The 20,561-nt window shown below is 68.0% G+C and carries 16 protein-coding genes; 8 read left to right on the top strand and 8 right to left on the bottom strand.

Features of this window, described 5'->3' with window-relative positions; translation table 11 throughout:
- The first annotated feature begins 55 nt into the window (after nucleotides 1–55).
- Nucleotides 56–1,405 (top strand): polysaccharide biosynthesis/export family protein, encoded by a 1,350-nt coding sequence (locus ACK8OR_RS12135; RefSeq protein ID WP_410189644.1) that lies wholly within the window; start codon nucleotides 56–58, stop codon nucleotides 1,403–1,405.
- Nucleotides 1,406–1,423: 18 nt separating this feature from the next.
- Here ACK8OR_RS12135 and ACK8OR_RS12130 read toward each other — a convergent pair whose 3' ends face one another.
- Nucleotides 1,424–2,203, bottom strand: a complete 780-nt coding sequence (locus tag ACK8OR_RS12130; RefSeq protein ID WP_410189643.1) for a metallophosphoesterase — start codon at nucleotides 2,201–2,203, stop codon at nucleotides 1,424–1,426.
- A gap of 114 nt (nucleotides 2,204–2,317) precedes the next feature.
- Here ACK8OR_RS12130 and ACK8OR_RS12125 point away from each other — a divergent pair, with 114 nt between their 5' ends.
- Together ACK8OR_RS12125 and ACK8OR_RS12120 are read left to right on the top strand one after the other, a co-directional pair.
- On the top strand, nucleotides 2,318–4,423 hold the full coding sequence (locus tag ACK8OR_RS12125; protein ID WP_410189642.1) for a polysaccharide biosynthesis tyrosine autokinase: 2,106 nt from the start codon (nucleotides 2,318–2,320) through the stop codon (nucleotides 4,421–4,423).
- A gap of 117 nt (nucleotides 4,424–4,540) precedes the next feature.
- Nucleotides 4,541–6,442: a polysaccharide biosynthesis protein gene (locus ACK8OR_RS12120; RefSeq protein WP_410189641.1), complete on the top strand. Its 1,902-nt coding sequence runs from the start codon at nucleotides 4,541–4,543 to the stop codon at nucleotides 6,440–6,442.
- 43 nt (nucleotides 6,443–6,485) lie between these two features.
- On the opposite strand, the gene katG is transcribed toward ACK8OR_RS12120, so the two are convergent.
- Entirely contained in the window at nucleotides 6,486–8,690 is a 2,205-nt protein-coding gene (gene katG, locus ACK8OR_RS12115) for a catalase/peroxidase HPI (protein ID WP_410189900.1), read from the bottom strand.
- 114 nt (nucleotides 8,691–8,804) lie between these two features.
- Between katG and ACK8OR_RS12110 the strand changes: the two genes are divergently transcribed.
- From ACK8OR_RS12110 to betA, 5 genes are all read left to right on the top strand, one after another.
- A complete protein-coding gene (locus ACK8OR_RS12110; protein ID WP_410189640.1) occupies nucleotides 8,805–9,689 on the top strand; it encodes a hydrogen peroxide-inducible genes activator in 885 nt (294 codons plus the stop codon).
- Nucleotides 9,690–9,740: 51 nt separating this feature from the next.
- Nucleotides 9,741–10,301, top strand: coding sequence for a choline-binding transcriptional repressor BetI (gene betI / locus ACK8OR_RS12105; RefSeq protein WP_410189639.1), 561 nt, complete (start codon nucleotides 9,741–9,743; stop codon nucleotides 10,299–10,301).
- Nucleotides 10,298–11,806 carry a choline-sulfatase gene (gene betC, locus ACK8OR_RS12100; RefSeq protein ID WP_410189638.1) on the top strand — a complete coding sequence of 503 codons (1,509 nt, stop codon included), beginning with the start codon at nucleotides 10,298–10,300 and terminating at the stop codon, nucleotides 11,804–11,806. The genes betI and betC overlap by 4 nt, the downstream gene beginning before the upstream one ends.
- 71 nt (nucleotides 11,807–11,877) lie before the next feature.
- Nucleotides 11,878–13,338, top strand: a complete 1,461-nt coding sequence (gene betB, locus ACK8OR_RS12095) for a betaine-aldehyde dehydrogenase (RefSeq protein ID WP_410189637.1) — start codon at nucleotides 11,878–11,880, stop codon at nucleotides 13,336–13,338.
- A 1-nt stretch (nucleotide 13,339) separates the two neighbouring features.
- Nucleotides 13,340–14,986, top strand: coding sequence for a choline dehydrogenase (betA, locus tag ACK8OR_RS12090; RefSeq protein ID WP_410189636.1), 1,647 nt, complete (start codon nucleotides 13,340–13,342; stop codon nucleotides 14,984–14,986).
- Between the two features lie 81 nt (nucleotides 14,987–15,067).
- Here betA and ACK8OR_RS12085 read toward each other — a convergent pair whose 3' ends face one another.
- The 6 genes from ACK8OR_RS12085 to ACK8OR_RS12060 form a co-directional block, all read right to left on the bottom strand.
- Nucleotides 15,068–16,129, bottom strand: coding sequence for a quaternary amine ABC transporter ATP-binding protein (locus ACK8OR_RS12085; protein ID WP_410189635.1), 1,062 nt, complete (start codon nucleotides 16,127–16,129; stop codon nucleotides 15,068–15,070).
- Nucleotides 16,126–17,151, bottom strand: a complete 1,026-nt coding sequence (locus ACK8OR_RS12080; RefSeq protein ID WP_410189634.1) for an ABC transporter permease — start codon at nucleotides 17,149–17,151, stop codon at nucleotides 16,126–16,128. The genes ACK8OR_RS12085 and ACK8OR_RS12080 overlap by 4 nt, the downstream gene beginning before the upstream one ends.
- Before the next feature lie 61 nt (nucleotides 17,152–17,212).
- Nucleotides 17,213–18,184 (bottom strand): ABC transporter substrate-binding protein, encoded by a 972-nt coding sequence (locus tag ACK8OR_RS12075; RefSeq protein ID WP_458363907.1) that lies wholly within the window; start codon nucleotides 18,182–18,184, stop codon nucleotides 17,213–17,215.
- A 159-nt stretch (nucleotides 18,185–18,343) separates the two neighbouring features.
- Nucleotides 18,344–19,132 carry an ABC transporter substrate-binding protein gene (locus ACK8OR_RS12070; protein ID WP_410189632.1) on the bottom strand — a complete coding sequence of 263 codons (789 nt, stop codon included), beginning with the start codon at nucleotides 19,130–19,132 and terminating at the stop codon, nucleotides 18,344–18,346.
- Nucleotides 19,129–19,839 carry an ATP-binding cassette domain-containing protein gene (locus ACK8OR_RS12065; protein WP_410189631.1) on the bottom strand — a complete coding sequence of 237 codons (711 nt, stop codon included), beginning with the start codon at nucleotides 19,837–19,839 and terminating at the stop codon, nucleotides 19,129–19,131. The genes ACK8OR_RS12070 and ACK8OR_RS12065 overlap by 4 nt, the downstream gene beginning before the upstream one ends.
- Nucleotides 19,833–20,537 (bottom strand): ABC transporter permease, encoded by a 705-nt coding sequence (locus ACK8OR_RS12060; RefSeq protein ID WP_410189630.1) that lies wholly within the window; start codon nucleotides 20,535–20,537, stop codon nucleotides 19,833–19,835. The genes ACK8OR_RS12065 and ACK8OR_RS12060 overlap by 7 nt, the downstream gene beginning before the upstream one ends.
- Nucleotides 20,538–20,561: the final 24 nt, after the last annotated feature.

Genomic DNA, 20,561 nt, shown 5'->3' with positions numbered 1-20,561 from the left:
CCTCGTCTGGGACCAAGCGGTTGCATTCGAGAATCGGGACGATGGGGATACGGCAATGATCAGAACGCTTGCTGCCGGGATTCTGACCGTCGCGCTCGTGGGGTGTGGCGTCGTCTACAAGTCGCCCTCCGTGCCCCGAGACGCAGACGGTGTGCGCGTCCTGCCGCTGACCGCGGAATCTGCCCTGATCGCCAACCGCGCGCCTTACATCCCCCGTGCCGTGCCCGCCGTGTTCGGCCTGACCGCCGGCGGCGGCAGCCTCGGCGCCGGCGGCGGCCCGGTTCCGCCCGCCTCGCTCTCGCGGCCCGTTCGGCCCGGCCAGCTGTCGCTGATCGCGCCGCCGCAGGTCAGCCGCGGCCCCTACGAGATCGGGGTCGGTGACGTCCTTCTGCTCGCCACCCGTCAGACCGGGTCCACCGTCGAGGAGCTGTCGGGTCTTCTGGCCGCGTCCAATCGGCGGCAAGGCTATACCGTGCAGGATGACGGTGCGATCGCGATCCCCGATATCGGCCGCGTCGACGTCGCCGGCCTGACGCTCTCGGCCGCCGAGGACGCACTTTTCCAGGCGCTTGTCGCCAACAATATCGACCCGACCTTCAGTCTCGAAGTCGCCGAGTTCAACTCCAAGCGCGTCTCCGTGGGCGGCGCCGTGGCCCAGCCGACCGTCGTGCCGGTCACCCTGACCGAACTGACGCTGGACGAGGCGCTGGCCGGGGCGGGCGGTATCGCCACCGGCGATCTCGATTTCGCGCTGGTCCGGATCTATCGCGATGGTCAGCTCTACCAGATTCCCGTCGCGGACTACCTCCAGCGCCCGGCGCTGCAGAAGACGACGCTTCTGGCGGGAGACAGCGTGTTCGTCGGCGACGAGTTCGATCTCGACCGGGCGCAGGCCTATTTCGTAGAACAGATCCAGCTCGCCAATTTCCGGGCAGGTCAGCGCAATCAGGCTCTCAACGAGCTGCAGGCCCAGATCGGCATCCGCCGCGGCAATCTCGAGGAGGCACGGGGCAACTTCCGCGACCGCATCGCGCTCGATGCCGTCGACCGCGACTATGTCTACCTGACGGGGGAGGTGAACAATCCCAGCCGGTTCCTGCTGCCCTTCGGGCGGCAGGCGACGCTGGCCGACGCGCTTTACGACAATGGCGGCTTCACGACGCAGACGGCCAATCCGGGCCAGATCTACGTGCTCCGGGCGGCCAGCGATCCGGCCGATCTGGGGGCCGTCACCGCTTGGCATCTCGACGCGCGCAACGCCGCCAACCTGACGGTCGCCACGAGGATGCAGATGCGGCCCGGCGACGTCGTATTCCTGGCCGAGCAGCCCATCACCCGGTGGAACCGCGCCATCAGCCAGCTTCTGCCGCAGGTCATCGCGGTCGGGAATGCGGTCAACGACTGACCCGCAGCCGGCCGGCCGTCAGGCCCCGATGATGTGAAAGTCGATTCGGTCGGTGTCGAGGATGCCGATGGTCAGACGCCCCGAATGATATGCCCCCGTATCGACCGCGATCCGACCGGCGGTGACGGTCGGCGTCTCGACGATATGGTGGCCATGGGCGATCCAGAGACCGTCGCGCCGGGGCGTTGTCGTAAAGGCGCGATGCCCCCAGAGCAGCGTTTCCTTGTCCTGCGCGTCGATCGGCACGTCCGGGTCGGCCCCCGCATGGACGCAGACGAGGTTGCCGCTCCGGTGCATCAGGGGCAGGCGCTCCAGCCAGCGCAGCATCCCGTCGGGCATGGCCTCGGCGATGGCGGCGCGCGCGGCGACAAGGGCCTTCGGGCCAGCGCGGTCGGTCAGCCCCGCGACGCCGAAGCTCGCCGCCGTCTGGAGCCCGCCATTTACCAGCCAGCGACGTCCGGCCACGACCGGCTGATCCATGAAATCCAGCATCATCCGCTCGTGATTGCCCATCAGCACAGTCGCGGGGACGGGACAGGCCGCCTCGATCCCCTGCAAAAGCGCCAGGACACCCGCTGAGGTTTCGCCCCGGTCGACGTAATCCCCGAGAAACACGATCTCGCAATCGGGGCCGTTCTCGGCGATGTCGCCGTCCAGAAACGCAAGCGCGCCGTGCAGAAGATCCAACCGGCCATGGATATCCCCGACGACATAGGTCCGGGTATCGGGCCGCAGCGCGGCGTCGAAGACCGAACCCGTGGCACTGCGCCCTAAGCGTTTGCTCAATGTCTTCAGCATGGGATCCATGGCTCTGTTTCGCGCGGCGGCAGGGTCACGACCGCGCGCCGCGTTGCCGCCCGCCGGTTCCTATGACATAGGCGTAAGACACCGAATTACGATGGTCGTACCGGCATGAATGACAGTCTCGCGATCAGTTCGACCGTCGAGTCCGCGCATGACGACGATATCGATCTCGGAAGACTGCTCCTGACGATCTGGCTGGGGAAATGGTGGGTTATCCTGGCCACCCTGGTGGCCATCGCAGTCGGCGGCCTCTACGCATTCCGTCTCGCGGTGCCGATCTACACCGCCGCCGCGACCGTCGCGCTCGAAAGCCGCGAGCAGTCCGTCGTCGATTTCGAAAGCGTCGTATCGGGCCTGTCGGGCGACCAGTCGATCATCAACACCGAGATCGAGGTGCTGCAATCGCGTGGCCTGATCGGAAAGCTCGTGGACCGGCTCGACCTGACGACCGATCCCGAGTTCAACGCGACGCTGCGTCCGGAAGGCGTGTCTATCGGGTCGATCGTCGCATCGGTCGCCCCGTGGCTGGCACCCGACACGATGGAGGCACCGACCGAGGAGCAGATCCGCGACCGGACGATCAATGCCGTCCTCGACGCGCTGTCGATCACCAATGTCCGCAACTCCCTCGTCTTCCGCATCTCCGTCCGCTCCGAAAGTGCCGCGACCGCGACCGAGATCGCCAACGCCTTGGCCGATCTCTACATTCTCGAACAGATCGAAGTGAAGTTCGAGGCGACAGCGCGCGCCACCGCCTGGCTGAGCGAGAAGGTCGCCGAACAGGGCGCCGAGCTCGAGACCGTGCAGGACGAGCTGACCGCCTTCACCGCCGTCTCCGAACTCGTCACTCCCGAGGAGGTCGCCGCCCTCAATCGCCAGATCGCCGATCTGCGCACGCGCATCGCCGGGATGGACGGCGCGGCGGACGCGGATGAAGGCGCGGCGGACACGCTGCAGGCTGCGCTCGACGCCGAGGACTTCGCCCGCATCCTCGAGCTGACCGGCGACCGCGCGCTGGCCCGGATCATGTCGCTTGACGCGCCCAGCGCCGACGCCCTGCGGGCCCGCAGCACCCAGCTGGTCGAGGCGGCACGGAGCGGTGACCGGCGCAACGTGGCGCAGGCCCGGGCGCTGCGCGCCTCGCTGGTCGAGCTCGAAGCACAGCTCGCCGGGCAGTCCGAGGCCCTTCTGGAACGCCAAGGGCTGGAGCGCGCGGTCGAGCAAGCGCAGCTCCTGTTCGACTACTTCCAGAACCGCCTGCGCGAAACCGCCGTCCAGCAGGGCATCCAGCAGGCCGATGCGCGCATCCTCAGCTCCGCCGTGGTTCCGATCAATCCCACCAGCCCGCGCAAGCCGCTGATCCTCGCGCTGTCGGCGATCCTCGGGATGATGGCCGGCGCAGGCGCGCTGATCTTCCGGGAGCAGCGACAGACCGGCTTCCGCTCGGCCGAGCAGCTCGAGGCGCAGACCGGCGTCACCGTGATGGGCCAGCTGCCGCGCGTGAAGATCAAGTCGCGCAAGGCGATGCTCGACTATCTCGCCGAGAAGCCGACCTCGCGGCTGGCCGAGGCGTTCCGCAATCTGCGCACGAGCGTGATGCTGTCCAATCTCGACACGCCGCCGAAGGTGATCATGTCGACCTCCTCCCTGCCCGGCGAAGGCAAGACGACCCAGTCGCTCGCCCTGGCACAGAACTTCGCCAGCCTTGGCAAGACCGTCCTGCTGATCGAATGCGACGTCCGCCGCCGGGTCTTCGCGCAAAAGCTCGGCTTCACCGAAGGGTTCGGGCTGATCTCGGTCCTGTCCGGCGAGGCCGAACTGGGCGAGGTCATCCAGCACAGCCCGCAGCTCGGGCGCGTCGACGTCCTGATCGGCGAGAAGAGCAACGTGAACCCGGTCGATACCTTCCAGTCGGACCGCTTCGCGCAGTTCCTCGCCGACATGCGGGCGCGCTACGACGTCGTCGTCATCGACACGGCCCCCGTGCTCGCCGTGCCCGATAGCCGCGTCATCGCCCAGAAGGTCGATGCCGTCCTCTATTCGGTGAAGTGGAACGACACCCCCCGCTCCGCCGTGCGCGAGGGTCTGCGCCTGCTGGAGACCGCGCGCGTCAAGGTCTCGGGTCTCGTGCTGACCCAGATCGACCTCGCGGGGATGGAGAAGATGGGCTACGGCGAATATGGACGCTACGGCCGGGGCTACTACTCCGACTGATCGAGACCGGGAATCGCCCCCTGCGCCAGGCGTTAGAGGCGATCTCTACATCATTCGACATATCTGGTATTGTCGGCTCCGCTTGAGTCCGCAGGGAATCGGACCGCAGGGAGATGGATGTCCGGTTTCACCCCACAAGACCTGTCCCGTCGCACGAAGCGGATGATCCTGCTCGTCATGGACGGGTTGCTGGTGCCGGTCAGCCTCTATCTGGCGCATGCGCTCCGCTACGGGACGGCGACGCCCCCGCTTGAGGGCGGTGCGCCCTATATCATGTTGGCGACGGCGCTCGGCCTCGTGATTGTCACCGTGTTGCGCCTGCCGTGGATCAAGCTCAACGCGCTGGAATCGCACGCCATCATCAAGATCGCCCTCGCGGCGGGGGCGATCGCCGTCGGTATGGCCGCGCTGAGCTTCATGCTGCAGGCTGGATCCCCCCGCTCGGTACCAGCGATCACCGGCGCGCTGTTCTTCTGCTTTACGATCCTGGGTCGCCTCGCGGCGATCATCCTTCTCGAGACGTTCTGGACCCCTACGGTCGCCGAACCTGTCGCGATCTACGGTGCGGGACGGGCCGGGATCCAGCTGGCCGCGGCGCTTCGTCAGAGCCAGGAAGCACGACCGATTCTCTTCGTAGATGATGATCCCGGCCTCTCCGGCCTCCTGATCGCGGGGCTTCCGGTCTATCCCGCCAAGCGACTGCCCTCGCTGGTCGAGAGCCACGACCTCCGGCGCGTGCTTCTCGCCATGCCGTCCGTACCCGACGAGGTGCGGCGCGAGATACTCGAACGGCTGGAGCCGCTGCCGATCCGGACGCAGGTCCTGCCGTCATATGTCGAGATCATGGCCGGAACCGACGACGACACGCTGCGCGCGGTCGAACCCGGCGCGCTCCTGGGGCGCGACCAAGTCAATCTCGATACGCCGGAAATCGCCGCCGCCTATTCCGGCAAGGTGGTGATGGTCACCGGGGCCGGCGGCTCCATCGGGTCCGAACTTTGCCGCCAGCTCGTGACCTGCGGGCCGGCCACGATCATCCTCTTCGATCATTCCGAACACGCGCTTTACGATGCGCATCGCGATCTGCTCTCGCTGGCCGCGCGCCACGGCGTCCGCATCGTCCCACGCCTCGGCTCGGTCACCGATGCCGAGACACTGGCCCGCGTACTCGCGCGCGAGGGGGTGCAGATCATGCTGCACGCCGCCGCCTACAAGCATGTCCCGCTCGTCGAGGAGAATGCGCTCGTCGGTGGCGCAAACAACGTCATCGGCACCCGCATCGCCGCCGAGGCCGCCGCGCATGCGGGCGTCGAGCGGTTCATCCTCGTCTCGACCGACAAGGCGGTGCGCCCCACGAATGTGATGGGCGCGACGAAGCGGCTGGCCGAACTGGTGGTGCAGGACCTCCAGCCGCGCCATCCGGGCACGAAATTCGCGATGGTCCGCTTCGGCAACGTGCTCGGCTCGTCGGGATCGGTGCTTCCGCTCTTCGAGGAACAGATCCGGGCGGGCGGACCCGTGACGGTCACCCATCCCGACGTCACCCGCTTCTTCATGACCATCTCCGAGGCGGCCCGGCTGGTCCTGCTCGCCTCCGCCTTTGCCCAGGGGCGCGACCTCTTCGTTCTCGACATGGGCGAGCCGCAGAAGATCGTCGACATCGCGCTGCGGATGATTGCGCTGTCGGGTCGCAAGCCGATCGATCCTGAAACGGGTCAGGGCGATATCGAAGTCCGGATCACGGGGCTTCGGCCGGGCGAAAAGCTCTACGAGGAGCTGTTGATCGACGATGCCAGCCTGCGCGCCACACCGCATCCCAAGATCCTTCGCGCCGAAGAGGCGGGTCTGACCGAGGGGGCGGTCTGCGGCATGCTCGACGCCCTCGCGGCCGCGATCCACGACGGGCGCGCGGATGTCTTGCGGGCGCTTCTGTCCGAGTATGTCGAGGGCTATGCGCCGCCGGGACCCACGCCCGTGACCACCACCCCGGCGGGTCCGATCCGCAAGCCCGCCGCCTGAGGCGCGATCGGGCGGCCCGGTCCGGGCCGCCCGCCGACGCGCATCAGATGTCGAAGCGGTCCGCTTCCATGACCTTCGTCCACGCCGCCACGAAGTCGCGCATGAACCGCGCACCCGAATCGTCCTGGGCATAGACCTCGGCGATCGCGCGAAGCTGCGAGTTGGACCCGAAGACGAGGTCGCAGCGCGTCCCGGTCCACCTGGCCGTTCCCGATACGCGGTCGCGGCCTTCGTAGATGCGGCCCCCGTCCTCGACCGGCTTCCACTCGATGGCCATGTCCAAGAGGTTTACGAATACGTCGTTGGACAGAACGCCGGGCCGGTCCGTCAGCACGCCATGTGTGCTGCCATCGGCGTTCTGGCCCAGTGCCCGCATACCGCCGATCAGCACCGTCATCTCGGGCGCGCTGAGGCCGAGAAGCTGGGCGCGGTCGACCATGAGTTCCTCGGGCGAGGCGGTGAAGTCCGCCGCCTGGAAGTTCCGGAACCCGTCGGCGCGCGGCTCCAACGGCTCGAAGCTCTCGGCATCGGTCTGCTCGGCCGTGGCGTCGCCGCGGCCCGTGCTGACCGGCACGGTCACCTCGTGACCGCCGGCCTTCGCGGCCGCCTCGATCGCCGCGGCACCGCCGAGCACAATCAGGTCGGCCATCGAGACCGAGCCGTGATCGGCGCGAATGCCCTCCAACGTGTCGAGCACGCCGGCCAGGGTCGCGGGGCTGTTGACCTCCCAGTCCTTCTGAGGCGCGAGCCGGATGCGCGCACCGTTGGCACCGCCACGACGGTCCGAGCCCCGGAAGGTCGAGGCCGACGCCCAGGCCGTCTGGATCAGGTCGCGCGCGGGGATCGAGTCCAGCAGCTTCGACTTCAGGTCCGCCACGTCCGCGTCCGACAGGGTCGTCCCGGCAGGCACCGGATCCTGCCAGATCAGGTCCTCGGCGGGCACCTCGTCGCCGAGATAAAGCACCTTCGGCCCCATGTCGCGATGGGTCAGCTTGAACCATGCACGCGCATAGGCGTCCGCGAACTTGGCCGGGTTCGCGAGGTAGTCCTCGGCGATCACGCGGTATGCGGGATCGACCTTCATCGCCATGTCGGCGGTCGTCATCATCGGCTGGTGCCGCTTCGACGGGTCATGCGCGTCCACGACCGTTCCAGCCATCGCGTCGCCCACGGGCTTCCACTGGTTCGCACCGGCGGGGGACTTGGTCAGCTCCCATTCGTTGCCGAGCAGCGTCTCGAGATAACCCATGTCCCAGGTCGTCGGGTTCGGCTTCCACGCGCCCTCGATGCCCGAGGTGATGGTCGCACCGGAATGGCCCTGCTCGAACGCGTTCTTCCAGCCGAAGCCCATGTCCTCGATGGCCCCGCCCTCGGGCTCGGCACCCACATTGGCGGCGTCGCCCGCGCCATGGGCCTTGCCGAACGTGTGCCCGCCCGCGACCAGCGCCACCGTCTCGGCATCGTTCATCGCCATGCGCGCGAAGGTATCGCGGATGTCATGGGCGCTGGCCTGCGGATCGGGGTGACCGTCGGGGCCTTCCGGGTTCACGTAGATCAGGCCCATCTGCACGGCGGCCAGCGGGTTCTCGAGGAACCGGCCCTTGCCGTCCTCGCCCGTGTCGTAGCGGGTGTTCGGGCCGCCGGAGACTTCGAGCCAGGTGTCCTCGGCGCCCCAGTAGATATCTTCCTCGGGCTCGAAGATATCGGCCCGGCCCCCGCCGAAGCCGAAGGTCTCGAAGCCCATCGTCTCCATCGCGACGTTGCCCGTCAGCACGAAGAGATCGGCCCAGCTGATCGCGTCGCCATATTTCTTCTTGATCGGCCAGAGCAGGCGCCGCGCCTTGTCGAGATTGCCATTATCCGGCCAGGAGTTCAGCGGCGCGAAGCGCTGGTTCCCGGTCGACGCACCGCCGCGCCCATCCGCCGTGCGGTAGGTGCCCGCCGCGTGCCACGCCATGCGCACGAAGAACGGCCCGTAATGCCCGTAATCCGCGGGCCACCACGACTGACTGTCGGTCATCAGGTCGGCGAGATCTGCCTTTAGCGCCTTGAGGTCCAGCCCCTTGAACGCGGTCGCATAGTCGAACGCCTCGCCCAGCGGGTCGGTGACCGGCTGATTCTGGTGCAGGATCTTGAGGTTCAGCTGGTTCGGCCACCACTCGCGGTTCGAACGTCCCTTGTTGGTGACGTGCAGCGTGGCGCCGTGGATGACGGGGCACTTGCCCGCGCCGCTATCCGATCCGTCCATCATGATATCTCTCCCGGTTGCACGGGCCCGGCGGGCCACGCGGATGCGGCCGGATAGCACGGGGACGCCATGACCCTAAGTTGCATTTTCATATCTGTTCTATAAGCCGAGATTATGGACAACGTCACACTTCGCCAGTTCCGCTATTTCGAGGCGCTGGTACGCCATGGGCATTTCGGCCGCGCCGCCGAAGCCTCCGCGATTTCGCAGCCTGCGCTCTCGGTGCAGATCAAGGCGCTTGAGACCGCGCTGGGGGCCGCGCTGTTCGAACGGGGGCCGCGCGGCGTCGTGCCGACGGCGTTCGGCCACGAGGTGGCCCCGCGCGTCCGGTCCGTCCTGCGCGAGGTGGAGGCTCTGTCGGACCTCGCCCGAACGGCGCGCGACGTCCTCGGTGGACGGCTGCGGCTGGGGGTCATTCCGACCATCGCGCCCTATCTTATGCCGCGCCTCGTGGCCGCGCTGGATGCGGCCTATCCCGATCTCGACCTCGACCTGCGTGAGACGATCACGCCCCGGCTGATCGCCGATGTGCAGGAAGGTCGCCTCGATGCGGCACTCGTCGCCCTGCCCGTCTCCGAGCCCTCCCTCGCCGAAGCCCCGCTTTTCGACGAGACCTTCGTGCTCGTCCGACCCGAAGGCGACGCGGGAACGCCGCTGCCGACGCCGGACGCCCTGCCGTTGATGCGCCTCCTTCTCTTGGAGGAAGGCCACTGCTTTCGCGATCAGGCGCTGTCGTTCTGCGACATGCGGCCGACGCGGCCCAGGACCGGCATGGACGGCTCATCGCTCTCGACGCTCGTGCAGATGGTCGGCGCGCGCCTGGGCGTGACGCTGATCCCCGAGATGGCCGTCGCGGTCGAGACCGCGGCCGCGCCCGTCACCGTCGACCGGTTCCCGGACCCGCAGCCGACGCGGACCATCGGCCTCGTCTGGCGAAAGGGCGCGGCGTTGGGCGACGACCTCGCGGACCTCGCGACGGTGCTGCGCGACCTCGATTGACAAACCGTGGCGGCGGTATGATTGATTGACCAGTCAATCAATGGATGTCCGATGCGTACCCAGCCCGAACCCGTCCGCCGCGCCGCCCTGGCCGAGGCCGCCATCGCCGAGATCGGGGCGCGCGGCTCGCTCGACGTGACGGTCGCCCGGATCGCGAAGCGGGCCGGCATGTCCCCCGCGCTGGCGCATCACTATTTCGGATCGAAGGATCGGATGCTGGTGGCCGCGATGCGGCACATCCTGCGCGATCTCGGCTTCAGCGTCCGCGTCGAGCTGGCCGAAGCGAAGACGCCCAAGGACCGGCTCGACGCGATCGTCGCCGCCTGCCTCGCGCCCCGCACCTTCGAGCGCGACATCGTCGCCGCCTGGCTGACGTTCTACGTCCACGCGCAGCATGATGCGGGGACCCGGCGGCTCCTGCATGTCTACCAGCGTCGGCTGCGGTCGAACCTGGTCCATGCCGCGCGACCGCTGACCCACCAGCCCGAGCGCCTGGCCGAAACGGTCGGCGCGTTGATCGACGGGCTCTACGTGCGCCACGCGTTGTCGGACACGGACCCCGCCGCGGCCATCGCGCTCGTCCGCGACACCATCCGGAAGGCCCTGCGATGACGAAGCCGAACATCCTCATCCTGATGGTCGACCAACTCAACGGGACGCTCTTTCCCGATGGGCCCGCCGACTGGCTGCACGCGCCGAACCTCAAGGCGCTGGCGGCCCGGTCGCGGCGCTTCGCAAACTGCTACACCGCGTCCCCGCTCTGCGCGCCGGGCCGTGCCTCGTTCATGTCGGGCCTGCTGCCCAGCCGCACGCGGGTCTACGACAATGCCGCCGAGTTCGCCTCGGACATCCCGACCTACGCGCATCATCTGCGGCGCGCGGGCTGGAAGACCTGCCTGTCGGGCAAGATGCATTTCGTCGGCCCCGACCAGCTCCACGGCTTCGAGGAACGGCTGACGACCGACATCTACCCGGCCGATTTCGGCTGGACGCCCGACTACCGCAAGCCGGGCGAGCGGATCGACTGGTGGTATCACAACATGGGGTCCGTCACCGGCTCGGGCGTGGCCGAGATCACCAACCAGATGGAATATGACGACGACGTCGCGCATCACGCGAAGGCGTGGCTCTATGACGCGGCGCGCGCGCAGCACGATCGCCCCTGGTGCCTGACGGTCAGCTTCACCCACCCGCACGATCCGTATCTGGCGCGGAAGCGGTTCTGGGATCTCTACGAGGATTGCGCGCACCTGCTGCCGCCGGTCCCCGAGATGGCCTACGAGGAGCACGACCCGCATTCCCGCCGCATCCTCGACGCCAACGATTGGGGGAATTTCGACGTGACCGAGGCGGACGTGATTCGGTCGCGCCGGGCCTATTTCGCCAACATTTCCTATCTCGACGAGAAGATCGGCGAGGTCCTCCGGGTGCTGGAAGACACGCGGCAGGAGGCGACGATCCTTTTCGTCAGCGATCACGGCGACATGTTGGGCGAGCGGGGGCTCTGGTACAAGATGAGCTTCCTCGAAGGCTCGGCGCGGGTGCCCATGATGCTCGCCTCGCCGGGCATCGAGCCCGGTCTCGACGAGACGCCCGTGTCGAACATCGATGTCTGCCCGACGCTCTGCGAGATCGCGGGCGTCGACATGTCCGAGGTCGCGCCCTGGACCACGGGCGAATCGCTGGTCCACCTGGGACGGGGCGGCACGCGCACGACGCCGGTCGCGATGGAATATGCCGCCGAAGGCTCCTATGCACCGCTCGTCGCGCTGCGGCGGGGGCGCTGGAAATACACGCGCTGCAGGCTCGACCCCGAGCAACTCTTCGACCTCGAGGCCGATCCGCATGAATTGACGAACCTCGCGGGTGACCCGGCCCATGCCGATACGTTGGCCGGGTTCCGCGCCGGGTCGGACGCCCGCTGGGATCTCGACCGGTTCGACGCCGAGGTCCGCGAAAGCCAAGCACGCCGCTGGGTCGTCTACGAGGCGCTGCGCGAGGGCGGATACTATCCGTGGGACTACCAGCCGCTGCGCGTCGCCTCCGAGCGGTACATGCGCAACCACATGGATCTCAACGTACTCGAAGACGAGAAACGCTTTCCCCGCGGCGAATGAACAGGCGAGGGGCCGGCCCCTCGCGCTCCCCGGCATATTTTGAAGAACATCGAAGGAGGCGTCGCAGCATCATGGCCCGACCCGAAGCCCAGCCCATCGCCAGCCATTTCATCGACGGGGCCTATGTCGACGACACGGCCGGCACCCCGATCCCGGTGATCTATCCAGCGACCGGCAAGACGATCGCGACCGTCCATGCCGCGACGCCCGAGATCGTGGACCGCGCGCTGGCTTCGGCCGCGCGCGCGCAGATCGAATGGGCGACGACAGACCCCGCGACGCGCGGGCGCATCCTGCGGCGGGCGGCGGACCTGATCCGTGACCGGAACCGCGAATTGTCCGAACTGGAAACGCTCGACACCGGAAAGCCGCTCCAGGAGACGCTGGTGGCCGACGCGGCATCAGGTGCCGAGGCGCTGGAGTATTTCGGCGGGCTGGCGGTCGATCACACCGGCACGCAGATGAGCTTCGGAACCGACTGGGCCTACACGATCCGGCGGCCGCTGGGCGTCTGCGTCGGGATCGGCGCGTGGAACTACCCGACGCAGATCGCCTGCTGGAAGGGCGCGCCAGCACTCGCGACCGGCAACGCGATGGTGTTCAAACCCTCGGAGGCGACGCCGCTCTGCGCCCTGAAGATCGCAGAGATCCTGTGCGAAGCGGGTCTTCCGAATGGTCTGTTCAACGTCATTCAGGGCTTGGGCGCGGTCGGCGCGGCGCTGACGACCGACCCGCGCGTCGCCAAGGTGTCGCTCACCGGATCGGTGCCGACGGGGCGCAAGGTCGCCGCGACGGCGGCGGGCGAATTGAAGCAGGTGACGCTGGAACTGGGCGGCAAATCGCCCCTGATTCTGTTCGACGATGCCGATCTGGACGACGCGGTCTCGGGGGCGATCAACGCGAATTTCTATTCATCCGGGCAGGTCTGCTCCAATGGGACCCGGGTCTTCGTGCAGGCCGGACTACGGGACGCCTTTCTCGAGCGCCTGACGGCCCGCCTCGACGGTGTGATTACGGGCGATCCACTCGATGAGAACACGAACTTCGGACCCATGACGACGGAGGCACAGACGCGGATTGTGCTGCGCTACCTCGAGATGGCAAAGAACGAGGGCGCGCGCGTGGTGACGGGCGGCCACCGTATCGACCGCGAAGGGTGGTGGATCGCGCCGACCGTACTGACCGACCTGACCGACGACATGCAGGTCGTGCGCGAGGAGGTGTTCGGCCCGGTCATGTCCGTGCTGACCTTCGAGGACGAGGACGAGGTCGTCGCCCGCGCCAATGCGACTCCGTTCGGCCTGTCCGCCGGTCTGTTCACGCGCGATCTCGCGCGGGCGCATCGCATCGTGCGGCAATTGCAGGCCGGGACCTGCTGGATCAACCAGTACAACCTGACGCCCGCCGGGCTGCCGTTCGGCGGCTCGAAAGCCTCGGGCATCGGTCGCGAGAATGCGCGCGCGGCGATGGACCATTTCACCGAGATCCAGAGTGTCTATGTCGGCATGGGCCCGGTCGAGGCGGCCTACTGACATGGAAGCCGATTACGTCATCGTCGGCGCGGGCAGCGCCGGCTGCGCCATGGCCTACCGGCTGGCCGAGGCGGGCCGCTCCGTCCTTGTCATCGAGCATGGCGGCACCGATGCGGGTCCGCTGATCCAGATGCCGGGCGCGCTGTCCTTTCCGATGAACATGGCGCGCTACGACTGGGGATATGCCTCCGAGCCCGAGCCCCATCTCGGCGGACGCCGCCTCGCGACGCCGCGCGGCAAGGTGATCGGCGGGTCGAGCAGCATCAACGGGATGGTCTATGTGCGGGGCCATGCGCGGGATTTCGATCACTGGGCCGAAATGGGCGCGGCGGGTTGGCGCCATGCCGACGTGCTTCCCTATTTCAAGCGAATGGAAAGCTGGCACGATGGTGGCCATGGTGGCGATCCCGACTGGCGCGGGACGGACGGGCCGCTGCATGTCAGCCGGGGTACCCGCGAAAATCCCTTGTACAGAGCCTTCGTCGAAGCTGGTCGGCAGGCCGGGTACGAGACGACAGACGACTACAACGGCGAGAAGCAGGAGGGGTTCGGCCCTTTCGAGCAGACGGTCTGGAAAGGCCGACGCTGGTCGGCGGCGAACGCCTACCTGAAACCCGCGCGCGCGACCCAGCGCTGCGAAGTGGTGCATGGGCTGGCCGAGCGTATCCTGTTCGACGGCCATCGTGCCGTCGGGGTGGTCCTGGCCGGGGGTCGGATCGTCCGCGCCCGCGCCGAGGTGGTCTTGGCGGCGGGGGCGATCAACTCGCCGAAGCTCCTGATGCTGTCCGGCATCGGGCCGGGCGCGCATCTGGCCGAGCACGGGATCGAATCGCGTGCCGACCGCGCGGGCGTCGGGCAAAACCTGCAGGATCACCTCGAGATGTATGTCCAGATGGCGGCCAGTCAGCCCGTCACGCTGTTTCGCTACTGGAACCTTCTGGGCAAGGCCTATGTTGGCGCGCGCTGGCTGTTCACGCGAACGGGGCCGGGGGCGACCAACAACTTCGAAAGCTGCGGCTTCATTCGGTCTGAAGCGGGCATCGAATACCCGGATATCCAGTTCCACTTCCTCCCGCTCGCCGTACGCTATGACGGGCAGGCCGCGGCCGAAGGGCACGGGTTCCAGGCGCATGTCGGGCCGATGCGCTCGACTTCGCGTGGCGACGTCACCCTGCGCTCGGCGGACCCGACCGATGCACCCCGCATCCGCTTCAACTACATGAGCCATCCCGACGACTGGACCGAGTTCCGGCGCTGTATCCGTCTGACGCGCGAGATCTTCGCCCAGCCCGCCTTCGCGCCCTACCGGCGCCACGAGATCCAGCCGGGCGAGGCCGTGCAATCCGACGGCGAGCTGAACGCGGCCATCCGCGAGCATGCCGAGAGCGCCTATCACCCCTGCGGCACCTGCCGGATGGGTGCCGCGGACGATCCGGGCGCAGTGGTCGACCCGGAGTGCCGGGTGATCGGGGTCGAGGGCCTGCGCCTCGCGGACAGCTCGATCTTCCCGCGCATCACCAACGGCAACCTCAATGGGCCGTCGATCATGGTGGGTGAAAAGGCGTCGGACCACATCCTGGGCCGCCGCCTGCCCGCCTCGAACGCCGAGCCGTGGATTCACCCGGACTGGCGGGTTTCGCAGCGCTGACCGCGCATCGAGGATCGCCCGGTCTGCGATCCTCTGGCCGGAAATACCTCGGGGGTCCGGGGGCTGGCCCCCGGCCCGGCCTCAGCTCGCCCGCGCGGCCCCTTCGGACACGCGCGGCACCAGCGCACGGACGAGGTCGGCCATGTCGATCTCGCCCACGGGACGCCCGTCCAGCATGACCCGATAGGCGCGGTCGGTCTCTCCTCCCGACTCGGCGATCAGGCTTTCGAGCGTGGCATTCGCATCGACATCCCCCGCAACCTCGCGCCCCGTCGGCGTCTGGTGCATGACCGAGCGGACGCGCAGCACGCGGGCGCGATTGATGTCGCTCACAAAGTCCTCGATGTAGGGATCGGCCGGGTTCAGGAGAATATCCTGCGGCTCGCCCTGCTGGACCACTGCGCCGTCGTTCAGGATTACCAGATGGTCCGCCAGCTTCAGCGCCTCGTCGAGGTCGTGGGTGATGAACACGACCGTCTTGTGCAGTTCCGCCTGCAACTCCAGCAGCAGGTCCTGCATGTCGGTCCGGATCAGCGGGTCGAGGGCCGAGAACGCCTCGTCCATCAGCATGATGTCCGAGTTCGAGGTCAGCGCGCGGGCGATGCCGACGCGCTGCTGCATCCCGCCCGAGAGCTGGTGCGGATAGCGATCCTCGTAGCCGGCGAGCCCCACGCGGGCGAGCCATTTGCGCCCCTCCGCCTCGCGCGTCTCCTGATCGATGCCCTGCACTTCGAGCGGCATGGCAGCGTTGCCGAGCACCGTGCGATGCGGCAGGAGCGCGAACTTCTGGAAGACCATCGACATCTTCTTGCGCCGCATCTCGCGGAGATCGTCTTCGTTCAGCGACGTGACGTCGACGCCATCCACCTCGACGACGCCCGCCGTCGGTTCGATCAGCAGGTTCAGGTGCCGGATCAGGGTCGACTTGCCCGATCCCGACAGGCCCATGACGACGGTGATCTCGCCCGCCCACATGTCGACATCGATGTCCTGGAGCCCCAGCACGTGATTGTGCTCGGCCAGAAGCTCCGGCTTGCCCATGCCGCCGCGGACCTGGGTCATCATCGCCTTCGATTGCGGGCCGAAGATCTTGTAGAGCCCGTCGATCCGGACTTGGGGCGTGCCTTGGCGCGAGGTCTTCATTTCACACTCCTCGACACGTCGACGCGCGCCAATGCGGCCTTGGAGGCCCGGTCCAGCATCACCGCCAGGAGCACGATCCCGAGACCGGCCACGAGGCCGACGCCCAGTTCGAGATTGCGGATGCCGCGCAGCACGAGGACCCCGAGGCCCGGCGCCGAGACGAGCGACGCGATCACCACCATCGCCAGCGACATCATGATCGTCTGGTTCACGCCCGCCATGATGTTGGGGAGCGCCAGCGGCACCTCCACCTTCCAAAGTTTCTGGCGCGGCGTCATGCCGAAGGCGTCCGCCGCCTCGATCACGTCGCGGTCCACGAGGCGGATCCCGAGATCGGTCAGACGCACGACCGGCACGATGGCATAGAGGATGATCGCGATGCCGTAGAGTTTGGATTCGGTCACCGAGAAGAGGAAGATCAGCGGGATCAGGTAGACGAAGCTGGGCAGCGTCTGAAGCAGGTCGAGCACGGGAATCGTCGCGCGTTGCAGCCGGTCGGACTTGGACATCGCGATGCCGATGGGCACGCCGAGTACCACGCAGAGCCCGGTGCAGACGAAGATGATGGACAGCGTCTGGATCGCCACGTCGAGATGGTCGATTACGCCGAGGAACAGGAAGCTGAGCGCCACGAAGATCGTGACGCCGATGCTGCGCGACACCCACCAGCAGAGCGCGATGAGGCCGGGGATCAGGATCCACCACGGCATCCAGGTAAAGAGATCGAGCGCCCCGTCCAGCATCCAGGACAGGGGCTGGGTGATGGGGTCGAGGACGAACTTGAGCGCGTCCTTGGCCTCGAGGAAGGCGGTCTCGACGCCGTTGGTCATCTCACGCGTGCGCGGCACGGCGTTGCAGGCCTTGTGCAGCTCGTCGAGCGAGGGGAACGGCAGCGCCGGTCCCTCCTGGACGTTGCCCGACCGCGCGAGCAGGTCCGCCATGCTCATCGGTCCGCCGTCGTCGCCCCCGTCGCACCAGTCGCGCAAGCCGAGCGCGTCGAACGCGCCGTCGTAATATGCCATCGTTCCGTCCCCCGGATGTGGATCGGGCCGGAGGTCGCCCCCCGGCCCGTCCATCGCGTGCCTACTGAATGATCGCCGCCAGCTTTTCGCGGGCGTCGTCGTTCAGCCAGTTGGGCCACACGTCCTTATAGTTGGTCAGGAAGTAGACCGCGGCCTCTTCGGCCGAGGCGGAGTTGTCCTCCTGCCAGGCCAGCACCTCGCCCATCTGGGCGTTGGTGAACGATACGTTGCGCATCAGCTCGGTGACCTCGGGGTTGTTGTCCCGGAAGTCGGCCGTCACTACGGTCAGTACCTTGCCGCGCGGATAGGCCGAGAGGGCCGGGTCCGGGCACGGGTCGAGCGCGTTGCAGGTATGCGCCTCGGCGTCGAACTCGCCCACGTCCACGAGGGTCATCGGGTACTTGCCGAGCACGCTGGTCGGCGCCCAGTAATAGCCGAACCACGGCTCCTCGTTCTCGAAGGCGGCGGCGATGGAGGTCGCCATCGTCTCGCCCGAGCCGTGCACGAAGGTCTCGATACCGGCGGCTTCGGTGCCCGCGGCGGCAAGGTTGTTCATGTTCACCGTCTTGCAGGCCCAACCGTCCGGGCACTGGTGGAAGCGGTTCCCGACCAGTTCGGGATTGGCGAGGATGCCTTCCAGCGTCGCCGCCTCGGGGTTGGCCTCGACCACGTAGGTCGGCACCCACCATCCCTCGATGCCGCCATCCGACAGCACTTCGGTCAGGGGCTCGACCTTTCCTTCGGCCGCGAGGCGGTCGTAGACCGGCGCCGCGTTGACCCAGAGTTCGGTCAGGATGTCCGGCTCGCCCGTCTCGGCGACCGACGTGATCGCGGGGTTGGTCGAGGACGGAATGCTGTTCACCGTGCAGCCGTAGCCCTGTTCCATCAGGAACTTGGACACCGCCGTCACCACGGCGGACGAAGCCCAGTTCATCTCGGTGATGGACACCTCGCCGCAGCCATGGCCGTCGGCCAGCGCGGCCCCGGCGGTCAGCGGCAGCGCGAGCGCCAGACCGAGTGTGGTCGTCTTGATCATTGGTTTCTCCCTGTGGGCGCGCCCGGTCCATTTCAGTCAGGCCGGATCGTCGCGGTCGTCGTCATGCGGGTCCGCCACCGAAGGGCAAACACCTGCAATCGCCCGATAACGACATATCCGCGACGGAATTGGAACAGGGACGTTACGGGTGCGACCTCAGCGCACGGCATTCCACGTGAACGTGGCCGCGCCCGCGATCCGGTGCCCGTCGATCAGGGCGCGCGCGCGGTCGGAGACGAGCCAGTCCTCGAGCTGCACGGCCCCCGCCGCATCGACATGGGGATGGCGCGCGGGGTTCACCGGCAGGAACGCGTATTGGTTGAAAAGTGCTGGATCGCCCTCGAAGAGGATGGCCAGCCCCGCACGATTGCCGAAGTTCAGCCAGCTTGCCCGGTCCGACAGGATATGGGCCCGCATCGCCGTCGCGGTGTTGAGCGCGGCGCCCATGCCGGCACCGACGGGGCGATACCACGGCCCGTCCGGCTCGATCCCCGCGGCGTCCCAGAGGCGAAGCTCGGCCTTGTGGGTCCCGCTGTCGTCGCCCCGGCTGACGAAGGGCGTTTCGGTCCGGGCGATGGCGGCGAGCGCGTCGCGGGCGCTTGCCGCGTGGCGCAGGCCCGCCGGGTCGGACGCGGGACCGATCAGGACGAAATCGTTATACATGATCTCGCGCCGATGGGTTGCGTGTCCCGCGGCCACGAAGGCGGCTTCGGCGGCGGCGTCGTGAACCAGCACGGCATCGACATCCCCCGCCGCCCCGAGCCGCAACGCCTGACCCGTTCCGACCACCAGGAGCGCCACCTCGAGCCCCGTCTCCTCGCGGATCGCGGGCAGGAGGTGGTCGGCCAGGCCGGAATTGTTGAAGGAGGTCGTCACGGCCAGCCGCAGCGGCTCGGCTTGGAGAGGTTGGGTGAGCGACAGGAGCGCGAGAAGAATACGGATCATTCGACGATATCCCCGCGCAAAAAGGCCCGCGCCTCGGGCGTGGCGGGGGCGGCGAAGAAGGCATCGGCGGCCGCATCCTCGTGGATGCGCCCGTGCAGAAGGAAGATCACCCGGTCCGCGATGCGCCGCGCCTGCCCCATGTCGTGGGTGGCGACGACCAGCGTGGTGCCCGATGCCGCCGCCTCGGTCAGGCGGGTCTCGATGGCGCGGGTGGCGCGGCCGTCGAGCGCGGCGCAGGGCTCGTCCGCGAAGACGATCTCGGGGGCGGCGATCAGGGCCCGGGCCAGCGCCAGGCGCTGCGCCTCGCCGCCCGACAGCGACGGCGCGGATTGATCGAGCAGCGCGTCAAGGTCGAAGCGGGTGGCTTGGGCACGGGCGCGATCCGTCGCCTCGGCACGACCGACACCGCGCAGGCGCAGCGGGTAGGCAAGGTTCGCCCCGACGCTGCGGCGCAGGACCGTCGGCTGCTGGAAGACGTAGGCCTGCGCGCCCCGCGCCTGCTCCGTCGGGACGGCCCAGCCGACATCGCCCCGCGCCCGGTCGAGCCCGTGCATCAGCCGCAGGAGCGCCGTCTTGCCCGACCCGTTCGGCCCGATGACGCAGGTGATCCCGCCGGCCCCGATCGTCAGGTCGACAGGCCCCACGACGGTCTGGCCACGCCGCCGGCCTGACGCCGCGCGCAAGGTCAGGGGCAGGACGCTCACCACCGTCCCCGCGCTTCGGTCCGGAGCGCCCAATGGCTCAGCCCCGAGACCGCCAGCGACAGCACGATCAGGACGATCCCCAGCGCCAGCGCCAAGGCGAAGTCCCCGCGCCCGGTCTCGAGCGCGATCGCGGTGGTCAGCACGCGGGTCATGCCGTCGATATTGCCACCGACGATCATGATCGCCCCGACCTCGCCGATGGCCCGGCCGAACCCGGCCAGCGCCGCCGTCAGCAGGGCGCGGCGCCCGTCACGCAGGATCGCCCCGACCCGCTGCGCCCGCGTCGCATTCAGCGAAATCAGGAGATCGTGGTAATCCACCCAGAGATCGCGCATCGCCTGGTGTGCGATGCTGGCGACCAGCGGCGTGATGATGACGACCTGCGCGATGATCATGGCCGTCGGCGTAAACAGCAGGTCGAGCACCCCGAACGGCCCAGACCGCGACAGCATCAGGTACACGACGAGGCCGACGACCACGGGGGGCAACCCGATCAGCGCGTTCATCACCGCGATCACCAGGCGCCGCGCGCGGAACCGCCGCACCGCCAGCCACGCGCCCAGCGGCATCGCGATCACGCATCCGATGGCGAGCGCGGTCAGCGTCACCTGCAGCGAGCGCAGCGTGATCTCGATCAGTTCCGGATCCAGCGTCAGCACCAACTGCACGGCCCGGAGCAATCCGGCGGTCAGATCGTCCATGCCGCAGTTGCGCTGCCGGGCCGC

It is taken from the genome of Jannaschia halovivens, assembly GCF_046452375.1.
GTDB classification, from domain to species: domain Bacteria; phylum Pseudomonadota; class Alphaproteobacteria; order Rhodobacterales; family Rhodobacteraceae; genus Jannaschia; species Jannaschia halovivens.
This window is presented reverse-complemented; position numbering and strand designations above follow the sequence as displayed.

Bases quoted from the DNA above. Each gene is read 5' to 3' on its own strand.
- ACK8OR_RS12125 (WP_410189642.1), top strand. From the start codon at position 2,318: ATGAATGACAGTCTCGCGATCAGTTCGACCGTCGAGTCCGCGCATGAC.
- betA (WP_410189636.1), top strand. From the start codon at position 13,340: ATGGAAGCCGATTACGTCATCGTCGGCGCGGGCAGCGCCGGCTGCGCC.
- ACK8OR_RS12070 (WP_410189632.1), bottom strand. From the start codon at position 19,132: ATGATCCGTATTCTTCTCGCGCTCCTGTCGCTCACCCAACCTCTCCAA.
- ACK8OR_RS12085 (WP_410189635.1), bottom strand. From the start codon at position 16,129: ATGAAGACCTCGCGCCAAGGCACGCCCCAAGTCCGGATCGACGGGCTC.
- ACK8OR_RS12120 (WP_410189641.1), top strand. From the start codon at position 4,541: ATGTCCGGTTTCACCCCACAAGACCTGTCCCGTCGCACGAAGCGGATG.
- betI (WP_410189639.1), top strand. From the start codon at position 9,741: ATGCGTACCCAGCCCGAACCCGTCCGCCGCGCCGCCCTGGCCGAGGCC.
- betB (WP_410189637.1), top strand. From the start codon at position 11,878: ATGGCCCGACCCGAAGCCCAGCCCATCGCCAGCCATTTCATCGACGGG.
- ACK8OR_RS12060 (WP_410189630.1), bottom strand. From the start codon at position 20,537: ATGGACGATCTGACCGCCGGATTGCTCCGGGCCGTGCAGTTGGTGCTG.
- katG (WP_410189900.1), bottom strand. From the start codon at position 8,690: ATGGACGGATCGGATAGCGGCGCGGGCAAGTGCCCCGTCATCCACGGC.
- ACK8OR_RS12080 (WP_410189634.1), bottom strand. From the start codon at position 17,151: ATGGCATATTACGACGGCGCGTTCGACGCGCTCGGCTTGCGCGACTGG.
- ACK8OR_RS12135 (WP_410189644.1), top strand. From the start codon at position 56: ATGATCAGAACGCTTGCTGCCGGGATTCTGACCGTCGCGCTCGTGGGG.
- ACK8OR_RS12110 (WP_410189640.1), top strand. From the start codon at position 8,805: ATGGACAACGTCACACTTCGCCAGTTCCGCTATTTCGAGGCGCTGGTA.
- ACK8OR_RS12130 (WP_410189643.1), bottom strand. From the start codon at position 2,203: ATGCTGAAGACATTGAGCAAACGCTTAGGGCGCAGTGCCACGGGTTCG.
- betC (WP_410189638.1), top strand. From the start codon at position 10,298: ATGACGAAGCCGAACATCCTCATCCTGATGGTCGACCAACTCAACGGG.